General features: G+C 61.8%; 5 protein-coding genes and 1 pseudogene. 3 read left to right on the forward strand and 3 right to left on the reverse strand.

Annotated features, from left to right (window positions below; genetic code table 11):
* Nucleotides 1–71 precede the first annotated feature (71 nt).
* Nucleotides 72–2,912, forward strand: a complete 2,841-nt coding sequence (gene glnE / locus EIEH_RS14470; RefSeq protein ID WP_015869969.1) for a bifunctional [glutamate--ammonia ligase]-adenylyl-L-tyrosine phosphorylase/[glutamate--ammonia-ligase] adenylyltransferase — start codon at nucleotides 72–74, stop codon at nucleotides 2,910–2,912.
* A 10-nt stretch (nucleotides 2,913–2,922) separates the two neighbouring features.
* Here the strand turns inward: glnE and EIEH_RS14475 are convergent, their stop codons facing one another.
* Entirely contained in the window at nucleotides 2,923–3,852 is a 930-nt protein-coding gene (locus tag EIEH_RS14475) for a Kdo(2)-lipid IV(A) acyltransferase (protein WP_015869970.1), read from the reverse strand.
* Between the two features lie 107 nt (nucleotides 3,853–3,959).
* Between EIEH_RS14475 and hldE the strand changes: the two genes are divergently transcribed.
* Nucleotides 3,960–5,393 (forward strand): bifunctional D-glycero-beta-D-manno-heptose-7-phosphate kinase/D-glycero-beta-D-manno-heptose 1-phosphate adenylyltransferase HldE, encoded by a 1,434-nt coding sequence (gene hldE, locus EIEH_RS14480; protein ID WP_015869971.1) that lies wholly within the window; start codon nucleotides 3,960–3,962, stop codon nucleotides 5,391–5,393.
* Between the two features lie 31 nt (nucleotides 5,394–5,424).
* A pseudogene (yjeH, locus tag EIEH_RS14485) lies at nucleotides 5,425–6,672 on the forward strand (L-methionine/branched-chain amino acid transporter).
* Nucleotides 6,673–6,690: 18 nt separating this feature from the next.
* Here yjeH and ubiK read toward each other — a convergent pair.
* Nucleotides 6,691–6,957 carry a ubiquinone biosynthesis accessory factor UbiK gene (ubiK, locus tag EIEH_RS14490; protein ID WP_015869974.1) on the reverse strand — a complete coding sequence of 89 codons (267 nt, stop codon included), beginning with the start codon at nucleotides 6,955–6,957 and terminating at the stop codon, nucleotides 6,691–6,693.
* Nucleotides 6,958–7,110: 153 nt separating this feature from the next.
* On the reverse strand, nucleotides 7,111–7,553 hold a 443-nt coding region (locus EIEH_RS14495; protein WP_035610045.1), incomplete at its 5' end, for an RNA-guided endonuclease InsQ/TnpB family protein.

Here is a 7,553-nt window from a genome sequence, read left to right on the forward strand (position 1 = left end):
TATCCCGCCACGCGCGGGCGATGGTCTAACCCAGGCGGCTTTGGCGCCGCCGCATTCAGCAGGGAGTGAATATGTCTGAGACCCGGGCGCTGCCGACGCTGCTGCACAGTCAGGGAGCACGTCAGGCCGCGCGGCTGCAGGGCGCGACGTCGGCGGCGCTGCCGACGTTGGCGCTGAGCGACTTTGTCGCCGACAGTCTTGCCGCTTATCCCGCATGGTGGCAGCAGCTGCAGCAGATGCCGCCGCAGGTGCAGGAGTGGCAGCAGTACGCCGGATGGCTGGCGGAGCGTCTGGCGCCGGCGCAGGATGAGGCGACGCTGATGCAGGCGCTGCGTCTGTTTCGCCGCCACATGCTGACGCGGATTGCCTGGATGCAGGCCAGCGCCCAGGCCGACTGTCAGCAGACCCTGCTCCAGCTGAGTGCGCTGGCGGAGACATTGGTTATCGGCGCGCGCGACTGGCTATACCACCGCTGTTGTCAGGAGTGGGGCGTTCCCTGCAACGCCGCCGGTGAGGCCCAGCCGCTGCTGATCCTGGGGATGGGCAAACTGGGTGGCGGCGAGCTGAATTTCTCCTCGGATATCGATCTTATCTTTGTCTATCCGCAGGCCGGGGCCACCCGCGGCGGGCGCCGCGAGCTGGATAATGCCCAGTTTTTTACCCGCCTCGGCCAGCGCCTGATTAAGGCGCTGGATCAGCCGACGGAGGATGGCTTTGTCTATCGGGTCGACATGCGTCTGCGCCCCTTCGGCGACAGCGGTCCTCTGGTGCTGAGCTTCTCCGCGCTGGAGGACTATTACCAAGAGCAGGGGCGCGATTGGGAGCGCTACGCCATGGTGAAGGCGCGTCTGCTGGGCGAAGGGCAGGATCGCCATGGGCAAGAGCTATACCGTCTGCTGCGTCCGTTTGTGTTTCGCCGCTATATCGATTTCAGCGTGATCCAGTCGCTGCGTAATATGAAGGGCATGATAGCCCGAGAGGTACGCCGCCGCGGGCTGAAGGAGAATATCAAGCTCGGCGCGGGCGGGATCCGCGAGATCGAGTTTATCACCCAGGTGTTCCAGCTGATCCGCGGCGGACGTGAGCGCAGCCTACAGCAGCGTGCGCTGCTGCCCGCGCTGGCAGCGATCGGCGAGTTGGGGCTACTGACGTCGGCGCAGGTGGCGGCGCTGCGCTGCGCCTATCTCTTTTTACGCCGTCTGGAGAATCTACTGCAGGCGATTGACGATCAGCAGACCCAGACGCTGCCGTCGGACGATCTCAACCGGGCCCGTCTGGCCTATGGGATGGGGTTGACGGACTGGGCGGCGCTGAGCCGGGCGCTCCAGGCGCATATGGTGGCGGTACGCGCGATCTTCAATGCGCTGATCGGCGATGACGATCAGGATGAAGATGAGGGCAGCGATGACGCGGCGCTGCGCTTTGCACCGCTGTGGCAAGAGCGTTTGGACGAGAGCGAGCTGGCCGCGCTGATGCCGCAGTTGGACCCGGCGCAGCGCCTCCGGCTGCAGCAGACGCTGGATGCGTTTCGTTGCGACGTGGACAAACGCACCATCGGCCCGCGCGGGCGGGAGGTGCTGGCAAGGCTGATGCCAGCGCTGCTGGCGCAGGTGTGCGTGCGCGATGACGCGCTGGTGCTGCAGCAGCGCCTGATGCCGCTGCTGCTCAACATCGTGACCCGCACGACCTATCTGGAGCTGCTGATGGAGTTTCCGGCGGCGCTGCATCAGCTGATCCGTCTGTGTGCGGCCTCGCCGATGCTGGCTGAGCAGCTGGCCCGCTATCCGCTGCTGCTTGATGAGCTGCTCGATCCTGTCACGCTGTATCGCCCGGTGGATCAGGGCTCCTACCGCGATGAGCTGCGTCAGTATCTGCTGCGTATTCCGGATGATGAAGAGCAGCGTCTGGAGGCGCTGCGCCAGTTTAAGCATGCCCAGCAGCTGCGCATCGCCGCCAGCGACATCGCTGGCGCGCTGCCGGTGATGAAGGTGAGCGATCACCTGACCTATCTGGCCGAGGCGGTAATTGATGCGGTGGTGCAGCAGGCCTGGGAGCAAATGGTGGCGCGTTACGGCCAGCCGACGCACCTGGCGGATCATGGACAGCGTGGGTTTGCGGTGATCGGCTATGGCAAACTGGGGGGCTGGGAGCTGGGCTATGGCTCGGATCTGGATCTGGTGTTTCTGCTGGAGTGCCCGATGGAGGTGATGACCGATGGACCACGCTGTATCGATGGGCGCCAGTTTTACCTGCGCCTGGCACAGCGTATTATGCACCTGTTTAGCGCCCGTACCGCCTCCGGCATTCTGTACGAGGTGGACGCTCGCCTGCGCCCCTCCGGCGCCGCCGGTATGCTGGTCAGCACCCTGACTGCTTTCGGCGACTATCAACGCAGCGAGGCCTGGACCTGGGAGCATCAGGCGCTGGTGCGGGCGCGTCCGGTTTACGGCGACGCGCAGATGCATCGCCGGTTTGACGCCATTCGCCGCGAGATCCTGTGCCGTGGGCGCGATGCGGCGACGCTGCGGTGCGAGGTGGCTGAGATGCGTGAAAAGATGCGCACCCATCTGGGCAGCCGTGACGCGGCACAGTTTGACATCAAGGCCGATCGTGGCGGCATCGTGGATATCGAATTCATAGCGCAATATCTGGTACTGCGCTATGGCGCCGAACAGCCGGGGCTGACCCGCTGGTCAGACAATGTGCGCATCTTTGAGCTGATGGCACAGTACGCGGTAATGCCGCAGGAGGAGGCCGATGCGCTGACCCACGCCTATGTGACGCTGCGTAATACACTGCACCATCTGGCGCTGCAGGCGCAGCCGGGCGTGGTGGAAAGCGCCCGCTTTGCCGATGAGCGTGCGCAGGTCTGCGATAGCTGGCAGCGCTGGCTGGGGGGGGCGGCGCGCTGAGCGCCGGACCTCAGTAGCGGGAGGCGATACCCGGCGGACAGGTTTTGAAGCGGCGATGCAGCCACATGTATTGGGTTGGTGCCAGCATGATTTCACGCTCCACCACCCGATTCATATAGGCCGCCGTCGCGGTTTGGTCATCCAGAGGAACGTCCTGTAGCATCGGCTGAATATGCAGGGTATAACCGCTACCGTCCGCGTTGCGCAGCGGCATAAAGGGGAGGATCGTCGGTTTGCCCATACGGGCCAGTATATAGGTACCGGTGGTGGTTGCCGCCTGCGCTACGGCAAACAGCGGTACGAATACGCTGCTGCGCGGACCATAGTCATGATCCGGCGCATACCAGACGATCTCGCCCTCCTTCAATGCCCGGATCATTCCCTTCACGTCGCGGCGATCGAGCATATACTTGTTGGAGCGCAGTCGACCCCAGGTTTGTAGCCAGTCGAGAACCGGGTTATCGTTAGGGCGGTAGACGCCGACGCCCGGGTTATGCATTCCGAAGATGCGTGCGCCCAGCTCCAGCGTAAGAAAGTGAAGCCCAATCAATAAAATGCCTTTTCCTGTCTGCTTGGCTTGCCGCATGTTTTCTTCGCCTTCGAGCCGGCACCAGCGGCGGATGCGCCAGTCGGGCCAGAACCAGGCCATTCCGGTCTCTACCAGTGCCATGCCGACAGACTCAAAGTTCTGGATGACCCAGGCTTCGCGCTGTGCCTCCGGCATCTGTGGGAAGCAGAGCGCCAGATTGCGCCGGGTCACTTCTACACGCGTTTTCATAAAGCGCATCGCCGTTTTTCCCAGCATCTTGCCCAGGCGATAGAGCCAGGGATAGGGCAACAGCATCATCAGGTAAAAGATACCGATGCCCAGCCAGGTCAGCCAATAGCGGGGGTGCAGCATGCTGCGCTGAAATTGCGGGTAAACGTGATTGTCAGACATGGCGATCGTTAATTGTATTCTCGTAAATAGATTTAGATTGCTAGTGTAATTGATATCAGGACGATTGTGATACCATTGCGGCCATCTTGATATGTAGGAGTTTGGGGATGAAAGTAACCCTGCCCGATTTTCGCCGCGCCCAGGTGCTGGTGGTGGGCGATGTTATGCTGGATCGCTACTGGTATGGACCGACCAGCAGGATTTCGCCGGAGGCACCGGTGCCGGTGGTGAAGGTGGAAACCATTGAAGAGCGTCCCGGCGGTGCGGCCAACGTGGCGATGAACATTGCCTCTTTGGGCGCCAGCGCGCGTCTGGTCGGACTGACCGGCGTTGATGACGCCGCCCGTGCGCTCAGCACGCGCCTGGATGAGGTGCACGTCGAGTGTGACTTCGTTGCGATTCCGGCCCAGCCAACCATCACCAAGCTGCGCGTCCTGTCGCGCAATCAGCAGCTGATCCGCCTGGACTTTGAAGAGGGGTTCGGCGGCGTCGATCCCGGGCCGATTCTGGCGCGTATCCGCCAGGCGCTGCCGCAGGTGGGGGCAGTAATCCTCTCTGACTATGCCAAGGGGGCACTGGCGTCGGTGCAGGCGATGATCTGTCTGGCGCGCGATGCCGGCGTGCCGGTGCTGATCGATCCCAAAGGAACCGACTTTGAACGCTATCGCGGCGCGACTCTGCTGACCCCAAACCTGTCTGAGTTTGAAGCCGTGGTCGGGCGTTGTCACAGCGAACAGGAGATCGTGGATCGTGGCCTGGCGTTGATGGAGCGTTTCGATCTGACGGCGCTGCTGGTGACGCGCTCTGAGCAGGGAATGACGCTGCTGCAGCGCGGTATTGCACCGCTGCATATGCCGACTCAGGCGCAGGAGGTCTATGACGTAACCGGCGCCGGCGATACGGTGATCGGGATGCTGGCGGCGTCGATTGCTGCCGGGGCTTCGCTGGATGAGGCCTGCTTCCTGGCCAATGCCGCCGCTGGCGTCGTCGTGGGTAAGCTGGGTACCTCGACCGTGTCACCCATCGAGCTGGAGAATGCTATTCGTGGCCGCGCTGATACCGGTTTTGGCGTGATGACCCAAGAGGAGCTGAAAACAGCGGTTCTTCAGGCACGTCAGCGCGGCGAGAAGGTAGTGATGACTAACGGGGTCTTCGATATTCTGCACGCCGGTCACGTTTCCTACCTGGCTAATGCCCGCAGGCTGGGCGATCGCCTGATTGTGGCGGTGAACAGCGACGCCTCAACCAGCCGCCTGAAGGGGCCGGAGCGCCCGGTTAACCCACTGGTTCAGCGTATGCTGGTGCTGGCAGCCCTGGAGGCGGTCGATTGGGTGATCCCGTTTGAGGAGGATACTCCGCAGCGGATTATTGCGGAGATCCTGCCTGATCTGCTGGTTAAGGGCGGTGATTATAAGCCCGAGGAGATCGCCGGTGGTAAAGAGGTGATCGCCGCTGGCGGTGAAGTGCGGGTCCTTAACTTTGAGGATGGCTGCTCAACCAGCAATATCATCAATATCATCCGTCAGGGTCAGAACGACTGAGCCGCCTATCGCGTCTTGGCAGGATAGGGTAGTGGCTGCATTAAAACAGGAGTTAGGGTTAGTGCAGGGAGTGGGGCTGTTATCCACCTCGCTTTTGGGGACCGGGGTTTTTGCGGTTCCGGCACTGGCTGCCCAGGTCGCAGGCAATGATAGCCTGTGGACCTGGCCGTTATTGATCGTTCTGGTTTTTCCCATCGCTATCGGCTTCGCCGCACTGGGGCGTCATTTCCCCAGTGCCGGTGGTGCAGCGCACTTCGTCGGTAAGGCCTTTGGCCCGCATATGGCGCGGGTTACCGGCTGGCTTTTTCTGTCGGTGATCCCGGTGGGGCTGCCTGCGTCGCTGCAGATCGCCGCCGGATTCTGGCAGGCGCTGTTTGGCTGGCAGGGCGTGGCCCTGCTGGTGGTTGAGCTGATTACGCTGCTGACCGTGTGGCTGCTGGGTATGCGGGGGGCGGGATCCAGCGCCAACCTGCAGACCCTGATCGCGCTGCTGGTGGTGGTGCTGATTGCTGCCGTTTGGTGGCGCGGCGGGATCTTGCCGACGCAAATCCCCTAGCCAGCGCTGTCGCAGCTTTCGCTCACCCCCCTTGCTGGGGCGCTGGCGGTGATGTTTTGGTGCTTTGTCGGCCTAGAGGCCTTTGCCCATCTGGCATCAGAGTTTCGTCATCCGCAGCGTGATTTTCCGCGGGCACTGCTGCTGGGGCTACTGCTGGCCGGGGCGGTTTACTGGGCCTGCAGCGTGGCGGTGCTTCACTTTCACGCCTTTGGTGATGGGCGTGCGGCGGCAGCGTCATTACCGGGAATTGTGGTGCAGCTGTTCGGCCGCCATGCGTTATGGGTCGCCTGCGTCATCGGTTATTTGGCCTGCTTTGCCAGCCTGAACGTTTATATCCAGAGCTTCGCCCGGCTGGTGTGGTCGCAGGCGCAGCGGCGGCCGCAGAGCCGACTGGCACAGCTCTCTGCCCGTCAGGCGCCGCTCAATGCGCTGACAGCGGTGATGCTGTGCTGTTTACTGTGCTCACTGCTGATTTATCTCAGTGGTCTATCGCTGGATGCGCTGATCGTGTATGCCAACGGCGTATTTATCATGATCTACCTGCTGTGTATGTTGGCCGGATGCCGTCTGCTGCGTGGCCCCGCCCGGCTGATGGCGCGGATGGGCAGCGTACTGTGCCTGCTGCTGCTGGCGATGGTGGGGGTGAGGAGCCTGTATGCGCTGGGGATGCTGTTGCTATTGTATCTCCTGCTGCCGCGCCGCGCGGTGCCGCACGGCGGGTGATCGTTGCGGGGGGCGGGATTATGCCTGCCCGTCCCCGGCATCGTTCAGGCGCGCCTCCAGGGCGGCTACGCGCTGCTCCAGCAGCGCCAGCTTTTCGCGGGTACGCAGCAGTACCTGAGTCTGAACGTCAAAGTCCTCGCGGTTGACCAAATCCAGCCGGCTGAGCTGCTGTTGGAGAATTTGGCGAACGCGCTTCTCCATATCATCACCGAACTCGCGCAGTCCTTTTGGCATGGATTGATGCACCTGACGGGCAATCTGTTCAATTTTCTTGGGATCAATCATGGTGCGTTCCTTGGGCTTCAGAGCAGTTATGCGGTAACCGATACGTTACCGTAGTGTCATGGTGGATGCCAGAGCGGGCCGTAATTATCCCTTCGGACAGTGGCATGAGGTTGACATCCTCCCCGCCCTAAAGGGCGAGGATTCCTACCGCGTTCAGACCGAAGTCTGACTCGCCTCGGTGGGTTCTTGCTTCATCGAGCGGCCTAACGCTGCCATCTCTCCACAGGCTAACGCGGCGTGCCCCGCCGCTAAAATATTGCGAGCGCCGTTTATATCGGCGTTCTCTGTATATCCACATTCCAGACACTCGAACCGACTTTGTGACTGGCGGTTTTCTTTCGCTGTATGACCACAGCACGCGCAACGCTGGCTGGTATATGCCGGAGGTACTGCCAGAACCTGACCACCGCGCCAGAGCTGTTTGTACTCAAGCTGGCGGCGAAGTTCGTACCACCCCTGATCTAATATCGAACGGTTTAAGCCTGATTTTGCACGGACGTTGCGCCCATGCTGACTTACCGTACCCGCTGCCGACTTTGACATGTTGGCAACCTTCAAGTCTTCAATGACGATCATTGCGTGGTTTTTGCTGAGTG

This window comes from Edwardsiella ictaluri ATCC 33202 (assembly GCF_000264785.1).
GTDB lineage: Bacteria > Pseudomonadota > Gammaproteobacteria > Enterobacterales > Enterobacteriaceae > Edwardsiella > Edwardsiella ictaluri.